Below are 26,312 nucleotides of genomic sequence, written 5' to 3' on the forward strand. Positions count from 1 at the left end.
TTTTACTCTCACTTGGCGGGCCTTACTTTAACAGAAGGCAACTTACAGCTCGACCGGATCCACTTCCAAAAACCACTTCACAGCGCCTTTCTGTGCGGTCAACCAATTCATCCATTCATTCAGAAATGCATGCAGGGAAGGGCGCGATTCCGACTCCACCAGCATCTGGGCCCGCTCAATGCCGCCAACACGAACCACACTGAGCGGCACCGGGTCGCACAGAAAAACCGTCCCTTCGGCAGCGCAAATGGCCTCACCAAAGGCCTTGGCATTGCGCAAAAACTCGATGCAATTGCCAAGGTGACGGTGGTCGGCCCTGAGGGTGGCCTGATAAGAGAAGGGCGGCATTCGGGCCTCCCTGCGCCCCTGCATTTCAGAGTCTGCAAACCGGACGTAATCGTGCGCCATCAAGGCAGAAAACAGTGGGTGTTGCGGGTAACGGGTTTGCACCAACATGCGTGCAGAGCCCGCCCTGCGCCCCGCACGGCCCGCCACCTGCATCAGCTGGGCGAACAGGCGTTCAGGGGCCCTGTACGCGTGGGAATACAGTGACGCGTCCACGTTCAGCGCCACCACAAGGCCGATGTTTGCAAAATCGTGCCCCTTCGAAATCATTTGCGTGCCCACGAGAATATCCACCTCGCCCGCATGGGCCTTCTCAAGCAGGTCTTCCATTTGGCCTTTGTTGCGTGTGCTGTCAGCATCCAGACGCAACACCCTCGCACTGGGAAAAAGGCCTTCCAACACCTCTTCTACACGCTGAGTGCCACGCCCAAACCCGGACAGATCCTGATTGCCACAACACACGCAGGCCTGCGGCACACGTTGCCCGGCACCACAATGGTGACAGCGCAGTGACATATCTCGCTTGTGCCAGACCATGTGTGCAGAGCAATGCTCACAGTTGGCGACCCAACCGCAGGCGTTACACACCAGCTGCGGTGCGTAACCACGCCGATTCAAAAAGACAATGGCCTGCCTGCCCGCGTCCAAATTCTCTCGCAAGGCCTGTATCACCGGCTCGGACAATCCCTCTTTGGGTGGAAAATTGGCCGTGTTCACAAGCTCGACCGTGGGCAGACTGGCTCCGGGTACGGCCCGCTGGGTCAAATCAAGTCGTTTATAAGCGCTCTGTTCAGACTTCAACCAACTTTCAAGCGAGGGTGTGGCAGAGCCCAGTACCACAGGGCAATTTCGCTGCTTGGCCAACATCAAGGCCAAGTCTCGCGCCTGATAACGCATGCCGTCTTGTTGCTTGTAGGACGGATCGTGTTCTTCATCGACCACCACAAACCCCAGCCTTGGCATGGGCGTCAAAACCCCCAGACGTGTCCCGATCAACACATCGGCCTTGCCACTTGCAACCTCAAACCACGCCTTGGTTCTGGCCAATTCAGGCAAATTGCTGTGCATGACAACAACCCGATGGCCTGTCAATCGTTTTTGATACAAGGCCATGGCGGGTGGCGTCAAATTGATCTCCGGCAACAGCACCAGAACCTGCTCTCCGCGCCTCAAACGCTGGGCAATGGCGTGCAGATAGACCTCTGTTTTGCCACTGCCGGTGACGCCATACAACAGATACGGATCAAATCCACGTGCATCCACCAAAGCGGCAACCGCAGCGCTTTGCGCAGGGTTCAAGGCCGGCGCTTCATTCATTGGCGGTGAGTCATGCTCGCTATGAACGTGCTCAGCAAGGCGATCCGCATGCGCCCTTGCCTTTTCCACCATGACTGGCTCTTCAGACTTCGCATTGAGCACCCGCAATGCCTTTGGTAGAGACTCCAGCGCCACGGTGCCAAGGGGATGGTGATAATAGCGCGCTGCGAATTCGATCAGTTGTCGCCACTGAGCCGACAACAATCGGCCTTCGTCCAAAATGCGCTCTACAGCCTTGAGGTCGTAATCTGATCCAGTGTCACCATCAACCACCGCGCGAAGACCGTGAATCAAACCCACCCGCTTCTGACGCCCCCAGGGAACGATGACCCGTTGCCCCACAATGGGGTCGTCTGAAAATGGCCAAGCGTAGGTGAAGGTGCCATAGAGCGGTGCAGCAACCAGCACATCCACCGCCCTCAGCTCCCACCCATTTTGGGTAGAACGAATCAATCCTGGTTGATCAGTCTTCACAGCTTACTTTAAGTTCCTTGAGTAGTCGCCCATTGCGAAAGGCTTTCAAAAACAGCAAACCCAAAATGTGGATAACTTTGTGGACATCGGGGGTTGACAGGGTCTCGTTTTACAGGGTCACTTGACCCGCCCCAATGATTTGGAGGTTTAACTCTACAAATAACCTTTTCCGATCAACAAGTTATCGGACAGCAGGGGATTTCCAAAGCTCTTGCACTGCAAAAAAGAAATCGATTCCGGTATCCCCAAAAATGTGCATAAGTCAGCGAATTGATTGCCGCATTTTTCGGCTGTAATTGTGCACTGCATGAATCATTACATTTACCTTCTCTGGATTGGTAAATTGTGAAATGCCGTGACCCAGATTGAAAACGTGACCAAAGCCAGGTTGCGGCACCCCAAAACTCTCCAGGGCCTTGGCAACCTCTCCTTCAATCTGAGCGGGTTCGGCAAACAGCGCATTGGGGTCCAGATTGCCCTGAATCGCGCAACGGTCACCAATGCGAGTACGGGCTTGAGCCAGATTCACCGTCCAATCCACCCCAACAGCCGAAGCACCGGTGGAGGCAATGTCTTCCAACCACAGCCCACCCCCTTTGGTAAAAACGATCGAGGGGATCCGTTCCCTGAAGCCACCACGGTCCACTTCGAGGCGCAAAGCTTTCACTATCTTTTTCATGTAAGCCAGGCTGAACTTCTGGAATGCGCCATCCGCCAGTGCACCGCCCCAACTGTCAAAAATCATCACAGCTTGCGCACCTGCATCAATCTGGGCATTCAAATAGGCAATCACCGCATCCGATGTGACATCCAGAATGCGATGCATCAAATCGGGGCGCTGGTACATCATGGTTTTGACTTTTCTGAAGTCACTGCTTGACCCCCCCTCGACCATGTAGCACGCCAGTGTCCAAGGGCTGCCCGAAAATCCGATCAAAGGCACTTTGCCGTTCAATGCCGTGCGGATCGTACTGACCGCATCGGTGACATAACGCAGCGTGTTCTCAATGACTGGCACCTCAAGGCGCATCACATCGGCCTCTGTGACCAACGGACGCTCAAACTTGGGCCCCTCACCTTCCGCAAAGTACAAACCCAGCCCCATGGCGTCCGGAATGGTCAAAATGTCCGAAAACAGGATGGCCGCGTCCAATGGATAACGCTCCAAAGGTTGCAGGGTCACCTCGCAGGCCAGCTCAGGATTGGTGCACAAACCCATGAAGTTGCCTGCAAGGGCTCTGGTGGCCCTGTACTCAGGCAGGTACCTGCCAGCCTGGCGCATCAACCAGACCGGTGTGTAGTCCGTTTGCTGCCTGTTCAGCGCTTTTAAAAAGGTGTCGTTGCGTGGTGGTACAAAAGCGCTCATTCTTATCCCTGTCATTACATCAATCGTTGGTGTTCAAGCTTCAAGCAGAGATCCATGATCACCTGGAGACCCGCATTTGAAGCAATCTTTGCGGCTTCTTCGCTGACGATTCCCTGCTGAAGCCACAGCACACCCGCTTTGGCATGCACAGCCTGCTTTGCAACCAGGGGAGTGTGTTCGGCTCTTCTAAAGACATTCACAATGTCGATTTCCAGACCGGTTGCCTGACGGGCAGCGTCAATGTCGGGGTAGGCGATTTCGCCCATCAGCCCGCTTGGCCTGCCTGCCAACGCCGGGTTAATGGGCAATATGCGGTAGCCCTGGCTCTGCATGTATTTCGACACGAAAAAGCTGGGTTTGTGGGTTTGTGCAGAAAAGCCAACCACCGCAATCGTTTTGGATCGTCCTAGCAGTTCGCGCATGTCGTCGTCGTTCATCGCCTGTCTCCTTGTGTTCTCAGCAGGGCAGTCAGACCCAGCTGCTGCACCCAGCCCAACCCTTCCAGGGTGTCGCCTCTTGGACGATACTCGCAACCCACTGCCCCTTGATAGGCCATGGTCTCCAACAAATCAAACACCTTTCGGTAGTTCAGTTCACTGTCATTTGGTTCATGGCGCTCAGGCACACCTGCAATCTGAATGTGACCAAGCCGTCCTGAAGCGAGTGCAGCCCTCAGACGAGTCAAAATGTCGCCTTCCATGATTTGACAATGGTACAGATCCATTTGCACACGCAGACGGTCGGAGCCAATCGCGGTGATCAAATCATGTGCTTGTGCCTGGTAATTCAACAAATAACCCGGTACATCGCGCGTGTTGATCGGTTCGATCAACCAATGGAAGCCGGTCGGTGCCTCCTGCTCAACCAGCCACTCCAAGTTGCTTCGGTAGGTGGACCAGTAATGTTGCAGATCGCCAGCATCTGCAGATTTGGGATAACAACCTGCCAAAACATGCGCTTGGTTTATTCCCAGAGTTTTTGCATAGTGCAAGGCCAAGGGGATGGATTTTTTAAATTCCTCCACCCGATCGGGATCACTGGCGAGCCCCCGATCGCCAGCAGCCCAGTCACCGGCAGGCGCATTGATCAGCACAAACTGCACGTTGTGCCGCCGCGCCAAATCCAGCAATTCTTCCGCTTCGAATTCATAAGGGAACATGCATTCAATCCACCGAAACCCCGCTGAGGCCGCTGCCGCAATTCGGTCCGGAAACGCGAGTTCTGTAAACATCATGCTGATGTTGGCTGCCAGCTTCATACTTCAAACACCAGAGCAGGGTTAAAGAAGGGATTTTCAAACACTTGAGGAGTGACCCGTCCGTGCTTCTCGAGTTTTCTGGCCTTCCCTTTCTTGCGGACATATCCGCGCGGATTGACCAGCACGCGAGTTTGCCCGCCGCCAGCGTGCACCGTGTAGTCAAATGAATCGTGCATGTGACCATGCAACCACACATCGGCCTTGCCCATCAGATGGCCGAGATCGGAAACAAATGCAGCATTGATGGGACTCAGATTGAACCTTGGGTGAATGCTCTGAGGATGGGGTGCATGGTGAGTCACGACCACTGTTTTGCCATCAAATGGCACAGCCAAGGCCGACTCAAGCCAGTCGAGGTTTTGTTGGTGAAGGTCAATGCTGTCAACCGGTGTGAATCGTTTGCCGCGAAGCCGAATCAGCTTGTAATCGGGCAAAAATGCTTTCGCAACCAGCTCAGCCCCCAAACGCCAACCCGGCTGAATATTGAAGTCTGTCCACAACGTGCAACCCAGAAACCGCACGCCATGGATGACGACGGCACGCCTCTGTAGAAAGTTCAAGCCCAGTTGATCTGCCCGCTCGGCCAATTGTTGGTCGAGAATCTCGATGTCGTGCTTGTAATATTCGTGATTGCCGCTGACGTAGACGTGCTGTTTGCCCAGCTTGGACAAGGCGTCCAGCCCGAGCGTGCCTTGGTGAATGTCACCCGCCAAAACGACAAGGTCGGCACCAGCAGCAGGACTGGGCACCTCCTGCAAGGCAGGAAACCGAGCCAGTGTTTCAAGATGAAGGTCTGAATAAAGGGCAATTCTCATGCCCTTATTTTAAGCCGAGACTGGCGCTTAAACCCCTTCGGTCAGCAAGGCTGAAGACATTTGATCGACACAACGTGCAATGTGGTCATCCAGAATTTTGGCTGTGATGTGCCGCCAATCCAGCCGGTTGATAAACACCACATTGTCTTTTTCGTTGACGCCAAACCAGGTTGGGATAGGGGTTGAAGTGCCCATTTGCTCATTGGCCTTTAACACCTTCAGCGCTGCAGGAATACTTGCAATGTGAAACCTCAGCAGTTCAATGTGAATGTCAACCCAGTGTAGGTCTTCCATGGTTCCGGCCTTTAGCACCACCGGCTGGTCATTGTAGAAAAACACCCGCTGACCATTGCGCTGCTGCGTGGGGCGGATTTTCGATAGATCGGCCAGCAAATGATCGAATTGTTTGTACATGTAGCGTGCTCCTGAGAATGGCACTTTTAAGTGTCCTCAGCAGAAGCAGGGTTCCAAATAAAAAAGCCACAACCTGGGTTGTGGCTTTCAAAACCCCCTTTCGGGAATTCAATTGCAGATCAGCGAATTTTGCGCAGACGCTTGATTGCAGCCAGCTGCGCCACAGCGGCAGCAAACTCTGCCTGAACCTGCGCGTAATCCACGTCACTGGCCTTGTTCTGCATGGCCTCTTCAGCAAGGCGCTTGGCCTCTGCCGCCTTGGCTTCATCCAGATCCTTGGCGCGCACTGCCGTGTCTGCCAACACGGTAACCGCGTAGGGCTGCACTTCAAGAATGCCACCGTTCACGAACACGATTTCCTCGTCTTCCTGACCAGCGATTTTCATGCGCACTGTACCTGGCTTGATTCGGGTAATCAGTGGCGCGTGACGGGGATAAATACCCAGTTCACCTTGCTCACCTGGCAGCGCCACGAATTCAACGTCGCCGTCGAATACCGATTCTTCTGCACTTACCACATCCACATGAATCGTAGACATAACATTTTCCTTTGTGGTTGTCACAAGGCCTGTCGTTCAGCCGCCAGGCCCTGCGCATTACACACCAGTCTGATTACTGAATCTTCTTGGCCTTCTCGAAGGCTTCGTCGATCGTACCTACCATGTAGAAAGCCTGTTCTGGCAAACTGTCGCATTCGCCGTTCACGATCATCTTGAAACCACGAATGGTTTCTTTCAGTGGAACGTACTTGCCTGGGGCGCCAGTAAACACTTCAGCAACCGTGAATGGCTGTGACAGGAAACGCTGGATCTTACGGGCACGGGCAACAATCAGCTTGTCTTCCGGGCTCAGTTCGTCCATACCCAGAATCGCGATAATGTCGCGCAATTCTTTGTAGCGCTGCAGTGTCTGCTGCACGGCACGGGTGGTGTTGTAGTGCTCTTCGCCAATCACGTTGGGGTCAACCTGACGTGATGTGGAGTCCAATGGATCCACCGCTGGGTAAATACCCAGAGAAGCGATGTCACGTGACAGAACCACAGTGGCGTCCAAGTGGGCGAACGTGGTGGCTGGTGACGGGTCGGTCAAGTCGTCCGCTGGCACGTACACGGCCTGAACGGAAGTAATTGAACCCTTCTTGGTAGAAGTAATGCGTTCCTGCAGGCGACCCATTTCTTCAGCCAGCGTAGGCTGGTAACCCACCGCTGAAGGCATACGGCCAAGCAACGCAGACACTTCTGTACCGGCCAGTGTAAAGCGGTAGATGTTGTCCACGAACAGCAGAACGTCACGGCCTTCGTCACGGAAGTGCTCAGCCATGGTCAAACCAGTCAACGCTACACGCAGACGGTTGCCGGGAGGCTCGTTCATCTGGCCGTAAACCAGGGCAACCTTGTCCAGCACGTTGGAGTCTTTCATCTCGTGGTAGAAGTCGTTACCCTCACGAGTACGCTCACCCACACCCGCAAACACGGAGTAACCACCGTGTTGTTTGGCGATGTTGTTAATCAGTTCCATCATGTTCACGGTCTTGCCCACACCGGCACCACCGAACAGACCCACCTTACCACCCTTCGCAAACGGGCAGATCAAGTCAATCACCTTGATGCCTGTTTCGAGCAGTTCAGAAGAAGGTGACAGCTCGTCAAAAGCCGGGGCCTTCTGGTGAATTGAACGTGTTGTTTCAGTTTGAACAGGGCCTGCTTCGTCGATCGGGCGACCCAGCACGTCCATGATTCGACCCAAAGTGCCCTGTCCGACTGGAACAGAGATTGGGCCCTTGGTGTTCTTTACTTTCATTCCGCGGCGCAGGCCGTCTGAGGCACCCAGACAGATGGTTCGAACCACACCGTCGCCCAGCTGCTGCTGAACTTCGAGTGTCAACTCGGAACCTTCCATGATCAGCGCGTCGTACACTTTCGGCAGTTGGTCGCGTGGAAATTCCACGTCAATCACGGCACCGATACACTGTACGATTTTTCCTTCGTTAGTCGCAGTACTCATCGTTTTTTCCTTAATTCAAAATCGTTCCGAACCTTCACTTACACCGCAGCTGCGCCGCCGACAATTTCTGCCAGTTCTTTGGTAATCGCAGCCTGGCGGGCCTTGTTGTAGGTAAGTTGCAGCTCATTGATCACATTCTTGGCGTTGTCTGACGCAGCCTTCATCGCAACCATACGGGCAGATTGTTCTGAGGCCATGTTTTCCGCAACAGCGGAATACACGAGCGCCTCAATGTAGCGCAGCAAGAGATCATCGATGACGGACTGTGCATCGGGCTCATACAGATAATCCCAAGCCGTTGCATCGTCTTCCATCTTCAAATCGTCTGCGCCCAGTGGCAACAACTGCTCTACCACTGGAATCTGCTTCATGGTGTTGACGAATTTGGTGTAAGCCAGATAGACCACATCCACTTCGCCAGCCACGTAGGCATCCAACTGCACCTTGATCGCACCAATCAGTGTTTCCAGATGGGGAACATCGCCCAGCTGGACAACACGGGAGCTGACCTCAACGCCAATTCGGTTCAGGAAACCGGCACCCTTGCTGCCAATGGCTGTTGCACGAACCTTCACACCTTTGGACTGCAGCTCTTGAAACTTGTTGGTGATCTGACGCAGAACGTTGGTGTTCAAGCCACCACACAGACCCTTGTCAGTCGTCACCACGATTGCGGCTGCAGACTTCACTTGTTCACGAGCAACCATGTACTCGTGACGGTATTCAGGATTCGCCTTGGCCAAGTTGGCGCAAATGTTGCGCACCTTGTCAGCGTAAGGCCTGGCCGCACGCATGCGGTCCTGGGCCTTGCGCATCTTGGATGCGGCCACCATTTCCATCGCCTTGGTGATCTTTCGCGTGTTTTGAACGCTCTTGATCTTGTTGCGAATTTCCTTCATTCCTGACATCGTATTTCCTCCAGTCACTCAGGAAGGCCACGGGCCTTCCCGGTTATTCGGTGGGTACAATCAGATTGCTCTGATTAATACGCGCCAGTTTTCTTGAATGACTTGACGGCTTCGTGCAGCTTGGGTTCGTCGTCTTTCGACAACTCCTGAGTCTGCTCGATGCGATCGATCAGGTCCTTGTGGCTGGTCAACATGTACTGACGCAATGCTGATTCAAAGCCCAGAACCTGAGTCACTTCTACATCATCCAGGTAACCGTTGTTGATTGAGAACAGGGCCAAAGCCATTTCCCAAGTTTGCAGAGGTGCATACTGGGGCTGCTTCAACAGCTCAACCACACGGCGACCACGCTCAAGCTGACGGCGTGTTGCTTCGTCCAGATCGGAAGCGAACTGCGCAAACGCAGCCAGTTCACGATACTGGGCCAAGTCGGTACGGATACCACCGGACAGCTTCTTGACCACTTTGGTCTGAGCCGCACCACCCACGCGAGACACGGAAATACCCGCGTTGATCGCTGGGCGAACACCTGAGTTAAACAGGTCGGTTTCCAGGAAGATCTGACCGTCGGTAATCGAAATCACGTTGGTTGGAACGAACGCAGTGACGTCACCCGCCTGGGTTTCAATCACTGGCAGGGCAGTCAATGAACCGGTTTTGCCTTTCACTTCACCCTTGGTGAATTTCTCAACGTACTCTTCGTTCACGCGGGCAGCGCGCTCAAGCAAGCGGCTGTGCAGGTAGAACACGTCACCTGGGTAAGCTTCGCGACCGGGAGGACGACGCAGCAACAGGGAAATCTGGCGGTAGGCAACAGCCTGCTTGGACAGGTCGTCATACACGATCAGGGCGTCTTCACCGCGGTCGCGGAAGTATTCGCCCATGGTGCAACCAGAGTAAGGTGCCAGGTATTGCAATGCTGCAGATTCAGAGGCGGAGGCTACAACCACAATGGTGTAGTCCATGGCGCCGAATTCTTCCAGCTTGCGAACCACGTTTTGAATGGAGGAGGCCTTTTGACCCACAGCCACATACACGCAGTAAACGCCTTTGCCTTTCTGGTTGATGATGGCGTCAATGGCCACCGCTGTTTTACCGGTTTGACGGTCGCCAATGATCAATTCACGCTGGCCACGACCGACGGGAACCATGGAGTCAATCGCCTTGATACCCGTTTGAACTGGCTGAGACACTGACTTACGATCAATCACGCCAGGTGCCACTTTTTCGATCACGTCGGTCATCTTGGCATTGATCGGGCCTTTGCCGTCAATCGGCTGACCCAGTGCGTTGACCACGCGGCCAAGCAGTTCTGGTCCAACCGGCACTTCCAGAATGCGACCTGTACACTTGACGGTGTCGCCTTCAGAAATGTGTTCGTATTCACCCAGAATAACCGCGCCCACAGAGTCGCGCTCCAGGTTCAACGCCAAACCGAATGTGTTGCCGGGAAACTCCAGCATCTCACCCTGCATGACGTCAGAAAGACCATGAACGCGGCAAATGCCGTCACTCACGGACACTACAATACCTTGTGTCCGGATGTCGGCCGATGATCCGAGGCCTTCAATCCGGCTCTTGATCAGTTCACTGATCTCAGAGGGGTTAATTTGCATTTTCTATGCTCCAATATCGTTTGAGGGCCAAGTCAGGCTGTTAAAGCCACTTTCATCGCGTCCAATTTGCCACGCACCGAACTATCCAGAACCTGGTCACCGACCGTGACACAAACCCCACCGATCAAGGCAGGATTGACTTCCACGGTCACTTTGAGTTTGGTGCCGAATTTCTTTTCCAACGCAGCCACAACGCCCTGAACGTCGTTGTCGGCCATCGGGAAGGCGGAAGCGATCACCGCTTCTGAGGCACCTTCCTGTGCGTTTTTCAGTTCAGCATACTGATGCGCGATTTCTGGCAGGGCCAGCAAACGGCCATTTTCCACAAGCGCCCGCAGAAAGTTCACTGCGTGCGCGTCCGCCTGTGTCTTGCTCAATTCGACAAACAAGCCCAACACTTCGTCGTGAGACAGTTTGGGGTTGCTGACCAGTGCTTGCACTTCAGCGTTGCTTGCCAAGGTTGACCAGGACTCCAGCCAATCGCTCCACTGAGACACCGTTCCGGTTTTTGCAACCGAAAAAGCGGCTTCAGCGTAAGGACGGGCAATGGTGGATAGTTCGACCATGTTAATTTCCTTCAGCTTTGGGACTACAGCTCAGCTTTCAACTGATTCAACAAATCAGCATGTGCCTGCGCATTGATTTCCTTTTTCAGGATTTGTTCTGCACCTTGCACAACCAAAGTTGCCAGCTGGTCACGCAGCGCTTCACGAGCGCGTTGTGCTTCCTGTGCAGCTTCTGCTTCCGCCTGCGCCAAAATGCGTTTGCGTTCTGCTTCAGCCTGTTGCTTGGCTTCTTCAATGATTTGATGAGCACGTTTTTCAACATCAGCCAGACGCTGTTGAGCTTCAGAACGGGTCTTCGCCAGTTCCTGTTCAACGGTGCGGTTGGCTTCTGCCAAAGCCTGCTTCCCACGTTCGGCAGCGGCAAGGCCGTCTGCGATTTTCTTTGCACGCTCGTCAATGGCCTTCATCATCGGTGGCCACACAAATTTCATGGTGAACCAAGCGAGGATGAAAAACACGATGAGCTGAGCAAACAGCGTTGCGTTTAAGTTCACGGCATGTTTCCTCTTAAAGCGCGCGGACCGACTTAAAACATCCGCACGGTGTTATTCGAAGAAGGCGCAGTAAATTAACCAGCGAACGGATTGGCGAACGCAAACATCATGGCGATACCAACGCCAATCAGGAACGCAGCGTCGATCAGACCGGCCAGCAGGAACATCTTGGTCTGCAGTTCGTTCATCAGTTCTGGCTGACGAGCAGCAGCTTCGAGGTAACGGCCACCCATGATACCAATACCGATACAGGCACCAATCGCACCCAAACCAATGATCAGACCGCAAGCCAGGGCTACAAGAGCAACGTTAGTCATGACAACTCCTTTATTTTAAAGTGAAAATTAAAAAACCAAAAAACTACTTCTTTCTAAAAACCTTCACACATCACATCAGTGATGTGAATGCGCCTGACCGATGTACACGAGGGTCAGCATCATGAAAATGAAGCCTTGCAGCAACACGATCAGAATGTGGAAAATTGCCCAAACCGTACCGGCCAGAATGTGACCCAGGAACAGGAAGGCCCCACCCATGGACAAGGCGGCAGCACTGCCCAGCAGAGCAATCAGCATGAACACCAGTTCGCCTGCGTACATGTTTCCGAACAACCGCATGCCCAGTGACACTGTTTTTGCAACAAACTCGATGATGTTCAAACCAAGGTTGGGAAGCCACAACGCTGGGTGGTTACCAAACGGGGCGCAAAACAGCTCGTGCACAAACCCGCCTACACCTTTGATCTTGATGCTGTAGTAAATCATCAGACAGAACACGCCCAATGACATGCCCAAAGCGCCGTTCAAGTCGGCAGTGGGCACAATCCGCATGAAAGCTTCGTGCTCATTGGAGACCAGACCCAAAGCAGGCGCAGCTTTTTCCCAAATTGTCGGGAACAAATCGACCGGCAAGAGGTCCCATGTGTTCATCACAACGATCCAACAAAACACAGTGAGTGCCAGTGGCGCAATGAATTCACGATTTCCATGCACAATCGACTTCGATTGCGTTTCGACCATGTCGATGACCATTTCAACAAAACCCTGCAACCGACCCGGCACGCCCGCAGTTGCCCGCTTGGCGACCATGCGCAGCAAAAGAATGACGATCAAGCCGGAAAGGATTGAGTAAAACATGGTGTCCAGGTTGATCACCGAAAAGTCCACGATAAACGTCTGCTTACCGGAAGACAGGTGGGTCAAGTGATGGACGATGTACTCGGAGGCCGTTGGCCCGTGTTCAGTTGTTGCCATACTTATCTCAAGAAAAATGCCAAAAAATAGCTTTTGAGGGTGACCGCGCACGCAAGAACCACCGACCACCAGATGAGGGAGGGGTCAAGGCGGTACGCCACAAATAAAATGGCGACACTGGCAATCACCTTCAGAAATTCACCGATCAAAAACACGAAAACACCAGACATGGCGTTGCGAGAACCCAAAGACAGCCGGGCAGCAAACAGAGTGCTGGGCACCGCCACAGATGTCACACCCCAAGCAGCCGATGTTGCATGTTCCCTGGAAACAAGGAGCAGGAGCAGGCACACCAAAGAACCGGCCACCCATTGCAGCCCTACAATTTTCCACATGACTTTGATGCACCACGGCTTGTTGGCGACCAGCTTTATCGAGCTGATTTTATTCGCACAAGTGTTTTTGACAAACCCGCAGATTATAGGGGTTAGCTCAACCCTGCGTCAAACTAAAACCGTTATTTTTTCAAGGCTTGTCGCTTGTTTTTTAAAGGTCTTCTTTTGGATATCCAATTCTCTCAAGGATGCCGTCCAACTCGTCCAGATTACTGAATTTGAGGGTCAAGCTTCCCTTGCCTGAGGGATTGGCTTTCAATTGTACGCCACAGGCGATCCAATCGGCGAGACTTTCTTCCAATCGCCTTACATCGGCGTTTTGAGGACTCTTGGGAACAAGCCGTTCACCCTCTTTCATCCAGTCTGCGACCAGCTTTTCAGTTTCCCGCACCGACAATCGACGGTTGACCACCTCGTTGGCGCAGGCAATCTGCTCGGCGGCAGTCAGCGACAACAGGGCACGAGCATGTCCCATCTCGATGTCACCCGCCAACAGCATGGTCTGGACGGAATCCACAAGATTCAGCAGGCGAAGCAGATTGCTGGTGGCACTGCGAGAGCGCCCAATGGCCTGGGCGGCGTCATCGTGCGTCAAGTTGAATTCTTTGATCAGGCGCTGCACACCTTGCGCCTCTTCCAGCGGATTGAGGTCTTCACGCTGAATGTTTTCGATCAGCGCCATAGCCAAGGCAGACTCATCGGGCACAGCCCGAACCAGCACAGGCACCTCACCGAGACCTGCCATTTTCGAGGCCCTGAAGCGTCGCTCACCTGCGATGATCTCATAACGGCCCGAACCAACCGGCCTGACGAGAATGGGCTGCATGATGCCCTGGCTCTTGATGGATTCAGCCAGCTCCAACAGGGACGTTTCATCCATGCGGGACCTGGGCTGATATTTGCCGGCCTGCAGCTTTTCTAGCGGCACAGTGAGCACCTGCTCACCCGTGGTCTGGCTTTCACCTTCTGAAGCGGATGGGCCAAGCAGAGCCTCAAGGCCCCGACCAAGACCCTTGGTGCGTTTAATTGCGTTCATAGTGCTTTTTAATGTCAGACTGTTTCGGGCAGGCCAACGCGACCCGCCATTTCTTCAGCAAATCGTATATACGCCTTGGCACCCTTGCTGCTTTGGTCAAACAGCACACCTGGCACGCCATAACTGGGCGCTTCGGCCAAGCGGACGTTGCGCGGAATGATGGTTTTGAACACTTTGTCGCCAAAGTGCTTCTCAAGCTGGGCCGAAACCTGTTGAGCCAGCGTCATTCTTGGATCGTACATGACCCGTAGCAATCCAATGATGGTCAAATTGGGATTCAGGTTCTTGCAAACCTGCTTGATGGTATTGACCAAATCACTGAGCCCCTCGAGCGCGTAGTATTCACACTGCATGGGAATAACCACACCATGCGCACAGCACAGCGCATTCAAGGTGAGAAGAGACAATGCTGGCGGACAATCGATCAGTACAAAATCGTAGCGACCATTGACCTCTTCAAGCGCCTCACGAAGCTTGACTTCACGCTCCTCAAACCCAACCATCTCCACTTCGGCGCCCGCAAGCTCGCGATTGGCCGGCAAGACATCAAAACCACCCTCCGGCGCTTGCACGGTGGACTCCGCCACACTGTTCAAACCAACCAGCACCTGGTAAACGCTGCTTTTCAGATTGCGCTTGTCAATGCCGCAGCCCATGGTGGCGTTGCCCTGGGGGTCGAGATCAATCAGCAGCACACGTTGGCCAGTCAAGGCCAGTCCGGCAGCCAGATTCACGGCTGTTGTGGTTTTGCCCACCCCACCTTTTTGATTGGCAATGCAAAAAACTTTGGCCATGGTTGTATTCCGGATCTTGAATTGCTCGATTTTATCGCTTTATCACGAACAAATGCCTTTCTTCCGGCAAGAACGGAACCTCTATCTTTTCCAGCCCGGCCAATGTCCAACCAGAAGGAATGTCCGAATCCACCTCTTTTCGTCCCTTTAAGGCCATGTACAGGCCCTTTGGCGCCAGCAGATGCTCACTCAATGACACGAACAACTGCATGCTTGAAAACGCGCGCGAGGAGATGACATCAAATCCACTGGCGTCTTGCAGATGCTCTACCCGGTCATGAATGACGTTCACGTTGTGCAAACCCAGATTGGCCGCCGCCTGTCGCATGAACGCGGCCTTTTTTTGAACGGTGTCTATGGTTGTGATCTGCCATGCCGGCCGCATGATAGCCCACACCAACCCTGGCAGACCTGCGCCTGCACCCACATCAAGGACCCGAGGGTCGCCCTGCTCCTGCGGGTCGACATACTGGCCCACCACAGGCAAAACTGCGAGGCAATCCAGCAAATGGTGGGTGATCAATTCCTCTCGCTGCCGAATTGCAGTCAGGTTGTACACCTTGTTCCATTTCAGGATCAGGTCTGCATAACGCGTTAATTGGTCAAGCTGAGCTTCGGAATACGGGAGCTTCAGTATTTGCAGACCCTCTTCAAGTGTCTGACTCAAGCCGCATTCTCCGCCTGACCTGTGTTGCCCTTGATCAAACTGCGTTTCTTCAAATGCACCATAAGCAGAGAAATTGCTGCAGGCGTGATGCCCTGGATTCGCGTAGCCTGGCCAATGGTTTCAGGTTTGGCCAGATTCAACTTTTGCTGCACTTCTTTGCTAAGGCCAGTCACCTTGGTGTAGTCAATGTCTGCTGGCAAACGCACCGATTCCTGATTAACGCTCCGGCTGACCTCGGCCTTTTGCCGATCGACGTAGCCCGAGTATTTGACCTCGATCTCCAACTGCTCAACCAAGGTTTGATCCGCAAGTGGCGTTTGTAAAACTGGCTCCCCAGCATTGGTTTGCAAGGTCATCAACTGTGCATAGTGCACATCTGGTCGCTTCAACAAATCATAGAAGTTGTATTCCCGATCAATTCCCTTGCTGAGAACCCGAATGGCTTCTTCCTGCGCAACCATTCGCGGATTGATCCAGGTGCTTCTAAGGCGCTGCTGCTCCCTTTCCACAGCCTCTCGTTTGGCGCAGTAAGCCGCCCAGCGCACTTCATCCACAAGACCCAATTTGCGACCAATTTCGGTCAGACGCTGGTCTGCGTTGTCTTCACGCAGGCTAAGGCGATATTCAGCCCGACTTGTAAACATGCGGTAAGGCTCCGCCACGCCCTTGGTCGTCAGATCATCCACCAACACACCAAGATAGGCCTCGTCTCGCCGCGGCACCCACTCTTCTTTGCCCTGCGCCTTCATTGACGCATTGACGCCCGCCAGCAACCCCTGCGCGGCGGCCTCTTCATAGCCGGTAGTGCCGTTGATCTGGCCTGCAAAATAAAGCCCCTCAATGGCTTTCGTTTCGAGCGTGGTTTTCAGGCCGCGTGGATCGAAATAATCGTATTCGATCGCATAACCGGGCCTCACAATGTAAGCGTTTTCCATGCCTCGAATGGAATGAACCAATGCGTACTGAACGTCAAAAGGCAACGACGTGGACACCCCGTTTGGATAGAACTCATGGGTAGTCAGGCCCTCTGGCTCCAAAAACACCTGGTGAGAGGACTTGTCCGAAAAGCGATGTATCTTGTCTTCGATTGATGGGCAGTATCTTGGCCCTACCCCTTCGATCACACCTGTGTACATGGGGCTTCGGTCCAAACCCGCCCGAATGATGTCGTGAGTTCTTTCATTGGTGTGCGTAATCCAGCAAGGCAACTGCTTGGGGTGCATGGCTGCCGAACCCATGTAAGAAAACACGGGCACAGGATTGTCATCACCAGGTTGTTCTTGCATGGCAGAAAAATCGATGGTTCTTCCATCGATCCGGGGTGGTGTCCCCGTTTTCAACCTACCCTGCGGCAACTTCATTTCTTTCAAACGCTGAGCCAGACCGATTGAGGGCTGATCGCCTGCGCGGCCGCCTGAATAGTTTTCCAAACCCACATGGATTTTGCCATTCAAGAAGGTCCCCGCCGTTAACACCACGGCTCTGGCCTGAAAACGCAAGCCGACCTGAGTGATTGCGCCGCACACTTTGTCACCTTCAAGAATAAGGTCTTCGACGGACTGCTGAAAGATGCTGAGATTTTTCTGGTTTTCCAGACGAGTGCGAATGGCCTGGCGATAAAGGACACGATCGGCCTGTGCGCGGGTAGCACGAACTGCTGGCCCCTTGGAGCTGTTTAAGATTCTAAATTGAATGCCAGCCTCATCCGTGGCAATGGCCATTGCCCCACCCATTGCATCCAGCTCTTTAACCAAATGCCCTTTTCCAATGCCCCCGATTGAAGGATTACAGGACATTTGCCCCAAGGTTTCTACGCTGTGGGTCAAAAGGAGCGTTTTTGAACCTGACCGTGCAGCGGCCAAAGCGGCTTCCGTGCCTGCGTGGCCACCACCCACTACGATCACATCAAATGTGTCTGGATAAATCATGAGAAAACAGAGAGATAGACATCAAAAGCGAATTATAGGTCTTTCACTTCAAATACCAAAGAACTGCGTTAATTGTTCCACGTGAAACACTCAATCAAAAAACAACAGTGTTTCACGTGAAACATCACAGGAAAAAAGGACTGTAGCTGTCCCAACCGGTTTTAACGATCAAGACCAACACCACACCCAGCAGAATACGTCTGACAAAACCAGCCCCACGCTTGATTGCAATGGCAGCACCCACCTGCGCGCCCAACAGGTTGAAAAAAGCCATGCTGAACCCCAACCAGGCAATCACGTGGCCAGACGGTGCAAACCACGCAAGCGACGCCAAATTGCAAGCCACGTTTACGACCTTGGCGCCAGCCGTGGCCGCCAAAAAATCGAAGCCGAAGAACACAACAAACGCAACCATTAAAAAGGACCCTGTTCCTGGCCCAAAAAAGCCATCGTACAAGCCAATGGCCAAACCCACGCAGGCACCAAAAAAGCGTTCCCGAGAACGAGACAACTTGGGCGCGTGAACACTACCGAGATCCTTCCGCAAAAACGTGTACAAGGCCACAGCAGACAACAAGACGGGCAAAAGCAAACGCAGCGTTTCAGTGGAAATTTGCGTGACGATGTAAGCACCGATGAACGCCCCCACCAAAGCCATCAAAGTGGCAGGCCAAACTGCGTTCCATGGAATTTGAATGACGCGTGCATATCGCTGGGCGGCAAATGTTGTACCCACCACACTGGAAATCTTGTTGGTGCCCAGCAAAGAGGCATGGCCAATGCCAGGTAAAAAACCAAACAGCGCGGGGATTTGAATCAAACCCCCACCACCCACCATCGCATCAATCAGGCCAGCACCAAACGCTGCAGCAAACAACCCGGCAAGCACTGTGGGCACCATGTCGTGAATCATTGAAGTCTCTCAAAAGAAAACGGGCGCCTTGTGAGCGCCCGCCATAAAACCGTCCAATCGAATCAAAAGAACGGATAAAACCTAATCAGCCAACTCAGGCAGCCAGCTGCGCAGCAATTTTCGCCTTGGTCTCAACCAACTCGTTGGGGAGATTGTGGCTTAGCTTCGTAAACAGCTCGGCATGCAACTCCAGCTCTTTCACCCAGGCAGCCTTGTCGATGGCAGTGATGGACTTGAATTGCGCTTCAGAGAAATCCAGACCGTCCCATGACAAATCAGCGTATTCAGGAGAAACGCCAAACACATGCTCAACACCCTTGCCCTTGCCTTCAACACGCTCAAGCACCCATTTCAAAACACGCATGTTTTCGCCAAAGCCCGGCCAAATGAACTTGCCGTTTTCGTCAGTACGGAACCAGTTGACGCAGAAAATGCCTGGCAACTTTGCGCCAGAGGATTCCAGCTTCTTGCCAAGATTCAGCCAGTGCTGGAAGTAATCTGACATGTTGTAACCGCAGAAAGGCAGCATTGCGAATGGATCGCGACGAACCACGCCTTGCTGGCCGAAGGCTGCAGCGGTGGTTTCGGAACCCATGGTTGCAGCCATGTACACACCTTCAACCCAATTGCGCGCCTCTGTTACCAAAGGCACAGTGGTAGAACGACGACCACCGAAAATAAATGCGTCAATTTCAACACCGGCTGGGTTGTCCCAGTTGTTGTCGATCACAGGGTTCTGTTCAGCAGCCACGGTGAAACGTGCGTTGGGGTGTGACGCTTTGCGACCACAATCCGGTGTCCAGTCCTGGCCGGTCCAATCCACCAAATGCGAAGGTGCTTCTTTGGTCAAGCCTTCCCACCACACATCGCCATCATCCGTGAGGGCCACGTTGGTGAAAATCACATTGGCATTCAAGGAAGCCATGCAATTGGAGTTGGTCTTGGTGTTGGTGCCAGGTGCCACGCCGAAGTAACCCGCTTCAGGGTTGATGGCGCGAAGCTTGCCGTTGGCATCGGGCTTGATCCAGGCAATGTCGTCACCAATCGTGGACACGGTCCAGCCCTTCATGGAAGCGGGTGGAATCAACATGGCAAAGTTGGTTTTGCCGCAAGCTGATGGGAACGCTGCAGCCACATGGTACTTCTTGCCTTCGGGGTTTGTAACACCCAGGATCAACATGTGCTCGGCCAACCAGCCCTGGTCACGGCCCATCGTGGACGCAATGCGCAAGGCAAGACATTTTTTACCCAGCAAAGCGTTGCCGCCGTAACCTGAACCGTAAGACCAGATTTCGCGGGTTTCTGGGTAGTGAACGATGTATTTGGTCGTTGGGTTGCAAGGCCAGGCCACGTCTTTCTGACCCGCCTCAAGCGGTGCGCCCACTGTGTGTACGCAGGGCACAAACCCGCCGTCTTCTCCGAGTACGTCGTACACGGCCTTGCCCATGCGCGTCATCATGCGCATGTTGGTCACTACGTAAGCAGAGTCAGACAACTCAACACCGATGTGCGCAATGGGGCTACCCAAAGGGCCCATTGAAAACGGAATTACGTACAGTGTGCGACCACGCATGGAGCCCTTGAACAGACCGTTCAAGGTTGCACGCATTTTGGCGGGTTCTTCCCAGTTGTTGGTGGGACCGGCGTCTTCTTTCTTTTCAGAGCAGATGAAGGTGCGGTCTTCGACACGCGCAACGTCTGAGGGATCAGACCAGGCCAGGTAAGAATTCGGGCGCTTGGCTGGATTGAGCCTTCTCAGGGTTCCTGCCTGAACCATCTGTTCGCACAAACGGTCATATTCTTCTTGTGACCCATCACACCACACAATGGAATCCGGCTGTGTCAGGGACGCAATTTCCTGCACCCATGCCACCAGTTTTTTGTGCTTCACGTATGACGGCACGGTCTGGCTGACCATAGACAGCACTGCACTCATGCTAAAACCTCCAGGTAGATAAAATGTAATTCTTTGAAGCGGATTGGCGCATGAAGTTCAACGGCGGTTGACCGGTACTTGACATGGCGGGTGCGAAGGGGGTGTATCGCGTAAAAACCGCTAAATAGCCTTTCAGTTTAACATGTTGTAAGCAAACGGAAATACCTTTTTTTTGGTGGATTCCCACAAGTTCAAATGAAAGCCGCCAACGAAGATCTGCAGTGACGTACACTGAAGGTCATCCCCGTCTCAAACGATGTGAATATTCCATGAAACTCATTGCAGTGTGCACAGGTGCCGTGGCGCCATTGATGTTCAGGACCGCTTCTGGCGAGCTGAAAACCGTGACCTCGGGCATCAAAAAGCAGGTGGTCAGTGACGTTCAAAATCCCGCACCCGTGCCCGTGGGAAAACTCGGCCTGACAGGCGACGAACAATGTGACTTGACCGTGCACGGGGGACTGGACAAGGCGGTTTACATGATGCCGGCACAACACTACGAATTCTGGAATGCGCAGCGACTGGCCAAAGGACTGGAGGCGAATCTTCCCTGGGGATTTTTGGGCGAAAACCTGGTCGTCGAGGGCTTGAGTGAAGATCAGGTAAAACTGGGTGACGAAATTCGAATTGGCGAAGTACTGATGCGCGTTACGCAACCTAGACAACCTTGCTACAAATTCGCGATTCGCATGGGCTACGGTGCGGCACCCAAACAGATGGTTCAGGCAGGAAACTGCGGCTGGTATTTGAGTGTGATTGAAACCGGTGAAATTGCGGCGGGCGAACCACTGATTCACACCCCTTCAAGCCACCCCAAATCTGTGTTGGACCAATTTCGGTTTTTGACCCGAAAAGGACAGATGGACTTGCTGTGAGCCAAATTAGTTCAGATGCACACGCTGACACAAGTCTTTAACCAGCAAATCCGCTTTGCTTGAACCCTGCTTGCGCAACAGGTCAATCCAGAGTGGATTTGGATCCATCTCAAACTGGGCAAGCGCCAATTCGCACGCCTCGTCGTCCCAACCATCTTCCACATAAAGTGCGTACAGGGCCTCGGCAAGCACAGCACTGCGGGGCATCATGCGATGCCATTGCTCCGCCTGATAAATCGCGTCTCGGTGACGCCCTGCCGTTCTCAGTGCCTGAATGGCCGACACCGCCTCAAAATCGTCCACAGCCGACTTTTTCAACAAGTCCGCCAAAAGCGACGTTTCGTGAAGATGCTCCAAGAGCCCCTTCAGGCGCAAACGACGCCATCGCTGATCGTAACTTTTCCAGGAAACCGCCAAGCTGGGCTGAGTCTGCGGCAGCTGCGCAATTTCCTGATCGATTAAAAGCAGCAAGGTTTGCCGATCCGTGTCAGCAAGAGACCTCCACCACCAGTCTTGGGGAACAAGGCCCGAGCGATCATTGAGCGCCACCTTGAAGACCAGATTGGCGCGGTCTGATCCTGAAAAACTGGCGGATTCCACGGACTTCAACCAATGTTTGCTGAATTCCCGCAACGCCCGAACGAGGACGCCATGGCGATCGTCGGCGCCTTCTGAAGTGGTGAACAACTTGTCAAGTGCATGCGTGCCTGCCACCAATGCCGATTGCCAGGCATAGGCTCTCTCTGGATCCTGCTCAATGGCATGAAGCCATCCATTCAGCACCAAAATTCGGCTGGCCAATTTGTCGCAGGCTTGGGCAGACGGGCAACGCCCTTGCCCGGTAAAACGAACCATCAATTGACCCAGTTTGCGAGCCAGCACCACACCGTCTCGCTCATCGACGTTGGCATTCAACAGGGCATACACGCTGTCTAGAAATTTCAGTGCCCGTTGAAACTCAGACATGCCAGAGGCCGCCTGCGAAAACCATTGCAACCAACGCACGCCCGATTCTGAGGCCAGAGAAGAAAACTCTCCAGAATCGCCTGCTGGAGACACCCCTCCACTTTTTTCAGAACTTTTAGCCATGTAATACCGTGATTTGGCTGAAATTTGATGGACAATGAAGCGAACTTAATGCAGTACGCAAACTCAAACACTATCACAGTTGGGGCAAGAGGGTGAAAAGAGCAATCATGATTATCGGTGCATTGGGGCTTTCAACATTGGTCGCGTTTTTCGGACTGGGATTGTATTCACAAACCGGCCAAGCGCCAGGTCTTCAAAATGGCAAGCTAACCCCCTGCCCGGACAAACCCAATTGCGTCAGCAGTGAAAGCGCGCCCAGCAACAGCCATGCCGTAGCAGCCATCGAGCTGACCCCGGAAATGGGCGGAGAACCGATGCTGATTATCAAACAGGCTGTTGAAAATCTGGGTGGGGATGTCTCCACATCCGATGACAATTACCTGGCTGCCACATTCACAAGTGACCTGTTCGGTTTCGTCGACGACGTCGAATTCCGGATCGACAATGCCTCCAAACTGATTCACGTACGCTCTTCGTCGCGGGTGGGCTACAGCGATTTCGGCGCCAACCGAAAGCGCGTTGAGGCACTTCGCGAGACCATCAAAGAATTGACCACCAAAGCAGTAGCCAGCAATGAAAAGCCGCACCACAGCTAAAATTGAACAACTCGAAGAGGCTGATGTTTCACGCATTGTCGAGATGGCCTGGGAGGACCGAACGCCTTTCGAGGCCATCGAGACCTTGTATGGATTGAATGAATCCGACGTAATTGGCTTGATGCGACGGGAAATGAAGAAAAGTTCGTTCAACATGTGGCGAGCCCGCGTAAGCAGTCGGTCAACCAAACACAAGATGTTGCGCAGCAGTGAGGTCAAGCGCAGCCACTGCCCCACGCAGTACAAACCACGGTAATTACTTGCCGATGCAGAAACGACTGAAAATCAGACCCAAAAGGTCGTCGGGCAACATTCTCCCCGTGATTTCTCCCAAAGCATCGTGAGCCAATCTCAATTCTTCTGCGAATAAATCCAGAATTCGATCGTCTTGTTTGGCGTATTCAGCGGCCAGTTCCAGATGGGCCTGACACACATGCAAGGCATCCACATGTCGCTGTCTGGCTGTAAAGCTGTGTTCAAACGAATGATTCAGGCCTGCCGTGTCCAGTATTCGATCTTTCAGATTGTCCAGGCCCCGCCCGGTTTTGGCAGAAATGAGCACATCGTCCGCCCGTGGGCTTTCTATTGAATCGACCAGATCCACCTTGTTCAACACACGCAAAACCGGAAGGCTTGAGGAAAACTCACGCTCAATGTCCAGATTGGTCAGAGAATTGGCATCGGTCGCGTCGACAAGGTGCAGCAACAGGTCTGCCTCTTGTATGGACTGACGCGTCCGCTCAATTCCGATTTTTTCAACATGATCGTCTGTTTCTCGAAGACCCGCTGTGTCAACCACCACGATCGGAACGCCACGCACACTGATTTGCTGCTTGATCCGGTCACGGGTCGTTCCAGCGACTTCCGTCACAATCGCAATTTCTTCACCAGCCAGCGCGTTCAACAGACTTGATTTGCCCACGTTGGGCGCACCCACCAGAACCAGTTGCAATCCGTCGTTGAATCGAACACCTTCCTGGGCCTTGATCAACAAGGCCCGCTGGAGACTTAAAATGCCGTCCAACTGGCCCTTTGCGTTGGCCTTTTCCAGAAAATCAATTTCTTCTTCGGGAAAATCGAGTGTGGCTTCCAGCAAAAGCCTCAAATGGGTAATTCGATCAGCAAGCGCATTCACTTCTTTGGAAAATGCACCACTGAGCGAATTTGCAGCGGCTTTTGCCGCCTGCACTGAACCAGCGTCAATCAGATCGGCAACCGCCTCGGCCTGCGCAAGATCAAGTTTGTCATTCATAAAAGCACGCTGCGTGAATTCACCCGCCTCAGCCTGACGCAGTGGCACCTGAATCGATCGAGCCACCTCAAAGGCTGTTTGAAGCACAGCTTGCAACACGGCTGGGCCACCATGCCCCTGAAATTCCAGCACATGCTCGCCGGTGTAAGAACCTGGTGCATGAAAGGCAAGTATCAACCCTTCATCGATTAGTTGACCATCGATGTTGTGCAAGCGGTGAAAATACGCAGAACGCGAGACTGGCTGAAAATGACAAAAGGCCGCGCAAAATCGTTCAAATTCAGCGCGGCCTGGAAATGAAAATCGGACGATCCCTACACCACCTTTGCCAGGTGCAGTCGCAATGGCAACTATGGGATCAGTCCAATTTCCCAATTTCAGCTTTTCATCAATTTACGCGTAATCACCCACTGCTGAGTAATTGACAGCATGTTGTTCACAACCCAGTACAGCACCAGCCCCGAGGGGAAGAACAAGAACATGAAGGAAAACACCAAAGGCATAACCATCATCAGTTTTGCCTGAACGGGATCGGGCGGTGTCGGGTTCAATCGGGTTTGAACAAACATGGTGACCGCCATGATGATCGGCAAAATGTAATACGGGTCTGGTTGAGCCAGATCACTTACCCAACCCAACCAGGGAGCGCCGCGCATCTCGACGCTGGCCAACAGCACCCAGTACAACGAGATGAACACCGGAATTTGAACAACGATGGGCATACAGCCACCCAGCGGATTGATCTTTTCCCGTTTGTACATCTCCATCATGGCCCGCTGGAAGCCTGCCTTGTCGTCGCCATATTGCTCTTTGAGCTTTTGCATGCGCGGACCCACCTGCCGCATTTTTGCCATGGACTTGTAGCTGGTTGCGGACAGGGGGAAAAACAGCAATTTGATCAGGCAGGTCAGAATGATGATTGACCAACCCCAGTTGTGCACAATACCGTGAATGTGGTCAAGCAACCAGTGGATGGGCTTGGCGATCACGGTCAGCCAACCGTAGTCAACCACCAGATCAAGTCCTTCTGACAATTTGGCAAGTGCGCGCTGATTCTGCGGACCGCTATAAAGCGTCGCATTGTAGGTTGCGGATTGCCCGGGCTGAATTGCGCCAATAGCACTTTTCATGCCGACAGCATACAGATTGGGTTTGATCAGCAGCGTGTAGTTTTGGCGACTGCCTTTTTCAGGAATGATTGCAGACACAAAATAGTGTTGAACCATGGCCACCCAACCGGATTCAGCGCTTTTTACGAAGCTTGCGCTGTTGTCGTCGATGTTGGAAAACTTGATTTTCTGATATTTGCCTTCAGGCGAGTAAATGGCTGGGCCGGTGAAGGTGTGATAGAACTTTGAAGCATCTGACAGCGGATTTCCATCCCGGGTGATCTGCATGTAGACACTGGGGTCAACCACCGCTTGTGTGGTGTTGGTGACCGTGGCCTTGAAGCCAATGTCGTACCGGTCTTTGTAGAGCGTGTACGTGTATTCAACGTTCACACCACCGCTGGAGGCTTTGAATTTCAAATCCAGCGAATCCTGATTCGGACCCAGTGTGGTGGGACCACCTTCAAACTGGAAAAGTGACCGATGATTGGGCGCATCCGCTACACCGACAACACCCACTTGACCCAGGTACGTGTTGCTTGCTGTGTTTGAAAACAGCTGCATGGGTTTGGATTTGTCTTGAGAGTCGGGCTGCTTCAGAAGCTCTGACCCGACAATTTGCGCACCGAGTGTCGAAAAATCAAGCTGCATTACATCGGTTTTGGCCACGATGATTTGGCCTTTTTCGTCGGCAGGCGCTGCAGCAACACTTTTCAGTTGAGCAGCAGGATTGCCTTCAGATGCACTCACCGCGCTGGGAAGATCGGTGGCTGGCTTGTCAGAAGCAGCTTGTTTGCTTTGGTCAGACGATTTGTCCTGGGCCACTGGTTGAGCGGTGCCCAGCCCAAACAGCGGCGGCTTGCCCACTGAGACCTGGTAATTGTCCCAAAGCATGACCAGCGATAAGCTGAATACCATCAGTAGGATGAGCTTGCGCGTTTCCATTGAATTC

Annotated in this window: 27 protein-coding genes; 3 read left to right on the forward strand and 24 right to left on the reverse strand. The window is 53.2% G+C overall.

Going from position 1 to position 26,312, the window contains the following annotated elements:
• Positions 1-42: 42 nt before the first annotated feature.
• The 21 genes from QQJ87_RS02145 to QQJ87_RS02245 all read right to left on the reverse strand — a co-directional run bounded on the left by QQJ87_RS02145 (position 43) and on the right by QQJ87_RS02245 (position 20,439).
• Positions 43-2,115: a primosomal protein N' gene (locus tag QQJ87_RS02145; protein WP_284279676.1), complete on the reverse strand. Its 2,073-nt coding sequence runs from the start codon at positions 2,113-2,115 to the stop codon at positions 43-45.
• 283 nt (positions 2,116-2,398) lie between these two features.
• Entirely contained in the window at positions 2,399-3,502 is a 1,104-nt protein-coding gene (gene hemE, locus QQJ87_RS02150) for a uroporphyrinogen decarboxylase (RefSeq protein WP_284279677.1), read from the reverse strand.
• A 14-nt stretch (positions 3,503-3,516) separates the two neighbouring features.
• A complete protein-coding gene (locus QQJ87_RS02155; protein WP_284279679.1) occupies positions 3,517-3,939 on the reverse strand; it encodes a CoA-binding protein in 423 nt (140 codons plus the stop codon).
• Positions 3,936-4,760, reverse strand: a complete 825-nt coding sequence (locus QQJ87_RS02160) for a hydroxypyruvate isomerase family protein (RefSeq protein WP_284279681.1) — start codon at positions 4,758-4,760, stop codon at positions 3,936-3,938. The genes QQJ87_RS02155 and QQJ87_RS02160 overlap by 4 nt, the downstream gene beginning before the upstream one ends.
• A complete protein-coding gene (locus tag QQJ87_RS02165; RefSeq protein ID WP_284279682.1) occupies positions 4,757-5,575 on the reverse strand; it encodes a metallophosphoesterase in 819 nt (272 codons plus the stop codon). The genes QQJ87_RS02160 and QQJ87_RS02165 overlap by 4 nt, the downstream gene beginning before the upstream one ends.
• Positions 5,576-5,602: 27 nt before the next feature.
• Complete coding sequence (locus tag QQJ87_RS02170) at positions 5,603-5,989, reverse strand: hypothetical protein (protein ID WP_284279683.1); 387 nt, start codon at positions 5,987-5,989, stop codon at positions 5,603-5,605.
• 119 nt (positions 5,990-6,108) lie between these two features.
• Positions 6,109-6,528: a F0F1 ATP synthase subunit epsilon gene (locus QQJ87_RS02175; protein WP_284279685.1), complete on the reverse strand. Its 420-nt coding sequence runs from the start codon at positions 6,526-6,528 to the stop codon at positions 6,109-6,111.
• 73 nt (positions 6,529-6,601) lie between these two features.
• On the reverse strand, positions 6,602-7,993 hold the full coding sequence (atpD, locus tag QQJ87_RS02180; RefSeq protein WP_284279686.1) for a F0F1 ATP synthase subunit beta: 1,392 nt from the start codon (positions 7,991-7,993) through the stop codon (positions 6,602-6,604).
• A gap of 38 nt (positions 7,994-8,031) precedes the next feature.
• Positions 8,032-8,901, reverse strand: a complete 870-nt coding sequence (gene atpG / locus QQJ87_RS02185) for a F0F1 ATP synthase subunit gamma (RefSeq protein WP_284279687.1) — start codon at positions 8,899-8,901, stop codon at positions 8,032-8,034.
• A gap of 74 nt (positions 8,902-8,975) precedes the next feature.
• Positions 8,976-10,517, reverse strand: coding sequence for a F0F1 ATP synthase subunit alpha (gene atpA, locus QQJ87_RS02190; protein ID WP_284279688.1), 1,542 nt, complete (start codon positions 10,515-10,517; stop codon positions 8,976-8,978).
• 32 nt (positions 10,518-10,549) lie between these two features.
• Positions 10,550-11,083: a F0F1 ATP synthase subunit delta gene (locus tag QQJ87_RS02195; RefSeq protein ID WP_284279689.1), complete on the reverse strand. Its 534-nt coding sequence runs from the start codon at positions 11,081-11,083 to the stop codon at positions 10,550-10,552.
• A 23-nt stretch (positions 11,084-11,106) separates the two neighbouring features.
• Positions 11,107-11,577, reverse strand: a complete 471-nt coding sequence (locus QQJ87_RS02200) for a F0F1 ATP synthase subunit B (RefSeq protein WP_284279691.1) — start codon at positions 11,575-11,577, stop codon at positions 11,107-11,109.
• A gap of 74 nt (positions 11,578-11,651) precedes the next feature.
• Positions 11,652-11,894, reverse strand: coding sequence for a F0F1 ATP synthase subunit C (atpE, locus tag QQJ87_RS02205; RefSeq protein WP_284279692.1), 243 nt, complete (start codon positions 11,892-11,894; stop codon positions 11,652-11,654).
• A 75-nt stretch (positions 11,895-11,969) separates the two neighbouring features.
• On the reverse strand, positions 11,970-12,830 hold the full coding sequence (atpB, locus tag QQJ87_RS02210; RefSeq protein ID WP_284279693.1) for a F0F1 ATP synthase subunit A: 861 nt from the start codon (positions 12,828-12,830) through the stop codon (positions 11,970-11,972).
• A 2-nt stretch (positions 12,831-12,832) separates the two neighbouring features.
• On the reverse strand, positions 12,833-13,165 hold the full coding sequence (locus tag QQJ87_RS02215; RefSeq protein WP_284279694.1) for an ATP synthase subunit I: 333 nt from the start codon (positions 13,163-13,165) through the stop codon (positions 12,833-12,835).
• Positions 13,166-13,316: 151 nt separating this feature from the next.
• A complete protein-coding gene (locus QQJ87_RS02220; protein WP_284279695.1) occupies positions 13,317-14,201 on the reverse strand; it encodes a ParB/RepB/Spo0J family partition protein in 885 nt (294 codons plus the stop codon).
• A 14-nt stretch (positions 14,202-14,215) separates the two neighbouring features.
• Positions 14,216-14,995, reverse strand: coding sequence for a ParA family protein (locus QQJ87_RS02225; protein WP_284279696.1), 780 nt, complete (start codon positions 14,993-14,995; stop codon positions 14,216-14,218).
• Positions 14,996-15,026: 31 nt separating this feature from the next.
• A complete protein-coding gene (gene rsmG, locus QQJ87_RS02230) occupies positions 15,027-15,662 on the reverse strand; it encodes a 16S rRNA (guanine(527)-N(7))-methyltransferase RsmG (protein ID WP_284279697.1) in 636 nt (211 codons plus the stop codon).
• Positions 15,659-17,590: a tRNA uridine-5-carboxymethylaminomethyl(34) synthesis enzyme MnmG gene (mnmG, locus tag QQJ87_RS02235; RefSeq protein WP_284279698.1), complete on the reverse strand. Its 1,932-nt coding sequence runs from the start codon at positions 17,588-17,590 to the stop codon at positions 15,659-15,661. The genes rsmG and mnmG overlap by 4 nt, the downstream gene beginning before the upstream one ends.
• A gap of 124 nt (positions 17,591-17,714) precedes the next feature.
• Positions 17,715-18,503, reverse strand: a complete 789-nt coding sequence (locus tag QQJ87_RS02240) for a sulfite exporter TauE/SafE family protein (protein ID WP_284279699.1) — start codon at positions 18,501-18,503, stop codon at positions 17,715-17,717.
• Positions 18,504-18,597: 94 nt separating this feature from the next.
• Positions 18,598-20,439, reverse strand: a complete 1,842-nt coding sequence (locus QQJ87_RS02245) for a phosphoenolpyruvate carboxykinase (GTP) (RefSeq protein ID WP_284279700.1) — start codon at positions 20,437-20,439, stop codon at positions 18,598-18,600.
• 269 nt (positions 20,440-20,708) lie between these two features.
• On the opposite strand from QQJ87_RS02245, the gene QQJ87_RS02250 reads away from it, so the two are divergent.
• Positions 20,709-21,314: an MOSC domain-containing protein gene (locus QQJ87_RS02250; protein WP_284279701.1), complete on the forward strand. Its 606-nt coding sequence runs from the start codon at positions 20,709-20,711 to the stop codon at positions 21,312-21,314.
• A gap of 6 nt (positions 21,315-21,320) precedes the next feature.
• Here the strand turns inward: QQJ87_RS02250 and QQJ87_RS02255 are convergent, their stop codons facing one another.
• Entirely contained in the window at positions 21,321-22,403 is a 1,083-nt protein-coding gene (locus QQJ87_RS02255) for a hypothetical protein (RefSeq protein ID WP_284279703.1), read from the reverse strand.
• A 107-nt stretch (positions 22,404-22,510) separates the two neighbouring features.
• Here QQJ87_RS02255 and QQJ87_RS02260 point away from each other — a divergent pair, with 107 nt between their 5' ends.
• Together QQJ87_RS02260 and QQJ87_RS02265 are read left to right on the forward strand one after the other, a co-directional pair.
• Complete coding sequence (locus QQJ87_RS02260; RefSeq protein WP_284279704.1) at positions 22,511-22,999, forward strand: DUF1499 domain-containing protein; 489 nt, start codon at positions 22,511-22,513, stop codon at positions 22,997-22,999.
• Positions 22,977-23,255: a TIGR03643 family protein gene (locus QQJ87_RS02265; protein ID WP_284279705.1), complete on the forward strand. Its 279-nt coding sequence runs from the start codon at positions 22,977-22,979 to the stop codon at positions 23,253-23,255. Before QQJ87_RS02260 ends, QQJ87_RS02265 begins: the two co-directional genes overlap by 23 nt.
• Here the strand turns inward: QQJ87_RS02265 and mnmE are convergent, their stop codons facing one another.
• Positions 23,256-24,626, reverse strand: a complete 1,371-nt coding sequence (mnmE, locus tag QQJ87_RS02270) for a tRNA uridine-5-carboxymethylaminomethyl(34) synthesis GTPase MnmE (RefSeq protein ID WP_284279707.1) — start codon at positions 24,624-24,626, stop codon at positions 23,256-23,258.
• Positions 24,627-24,628: 2 nt separating this feature from the next.
• Complete coding sequence (gene yidC, locus QQJ87_RS02275; RefSeq protein WP_284279708.1) at positions 24,629-26,305, reverse strand: membrane protein insertase YidC; 1,677 nt, start codon at positions 26,303-26,305, stop codon at positions 24,629-24,631.
• Between the last annotated feature and the right edge of the window lie 7 nt (positions 26,306-26,312).

Origin of the sequence: Limnobacter litoralis (genome assembly GCF_030160455.1) — a bacterium.
In the GTDB taxonomy this organism is placed as follows: domain Bacteria; phylum Pseudomonadota; class Gammaproteobacteria; order Burkholderiales; family Burkholderiaceae_B; genus Limnobacter; species Limnobacter litoralis.